Below are 1,025 nucleotides of genomic sequence, written 5' to 3'. Positions count from 1 at the left end.
GCCAGGGTCACGGTGCCGGTCACGTCAGTTGTACGGAAGTAGAACTGCGGACGGTAGTTCGCGAAGAACGGAGTGTGACGACCGCCTTCTTCCTTGGTCAGGATGTAGGCTTCGGCTTCGAACTTGGTGTGCGGTGTAACCGAACCCGGCTTACACAGAACCTGGCCACGCTCAACGCCGTCACGGTCAACACCACGCAGCAGGGCGCCGATGTTGTCGCCTGCTTCACCGCGGTCCAGCAGCTTGCGGAACATCTCAACACCGGTGCAGGTGGTTTTCGAAGTGTCGCGGATGCCGACGATTTCAATCTCGTCGCCAACGTTGATCACGCCACGCTCAACACGACCGGTCACAACGGTACCACGGCCCGAGATCGAGAACACGTCTTCGATCGGCATCAGGAACGGCTGGTCAACAGCACGCTCGGGGGTGTCGATGTACTCATCAACAGCCGCCATCAGTTCCTTGATCTTCTCTTCGCCGATTTCCGGGTTGTTGCCTTCCATCGCGGCCAGAGCCGAACCTGCGATGATCGGAATATCGTCGCCGGGGTATTCATACGAAGACAGCAGCTCGCGGACTTCCATTTCCACCAGTTCCAGCAGCTCTTCGTCGTCAACCTGGTCAACTTTGTTCATGAACACGACCATCTTCGGGATGCCAACCTGGCGACCCAGCAGGATGTGCTCGCGGGTCTGCGGCATCGGGCCGTCAGCTGCGTTCACAACCAGGATCGCGCCGTCCATCTGGGCAGCACCGGTGATCATGTTCTTGACGTAGTCGGCGTGGCCGGGGCAGTCAACGTGCGCATAGTGGCGGTTGTCGGTCTCGTATTCCACGTGGGCGGTCGAGATGGTGATGCCGCGCGCTTTTTCTTCCGGCGCACCGTCAATCTGGTCGTACGCTTTGAAGTCACCGAAATACTTGGTGATTGCTGCGGTCAGCGTGGTCTTGCCGTGGTCAACGTGGCCAATCGTGCCGATGTTGACGTGCGGTTTTGTACGCTCAAACTTTTCCTTTGCCAT

Annotated in this window: 1 protein-coding gene; it reads right to left on the bottom strand. The window is 58.5% G+C overall.

Annotated elements, in window-relative coordinates; translation table 11 throughout:
* Positions 1 to 1,025 (bottom strand): elongation factor Tu (tuf, locus tag GS632_RS21965; protein WP_171728261.1); only part of this gene is annotated, 1,025 nt, incomplete at both ends.

Source organism: Ruegeria sp. HKCCD7296 (assembly GCF_013110775.1).
Lineage (GTDB): Bacteria > Pseudomonadota > Alphaproteobacteria > Rhodobacterales > Rhodobacteraceae > Ruegeria.
The sequence above is the reverse complement of the archived record's forward strand: the minus strand, read 5'-3'. Positions and strand labels throughout refer to the sequence as shown.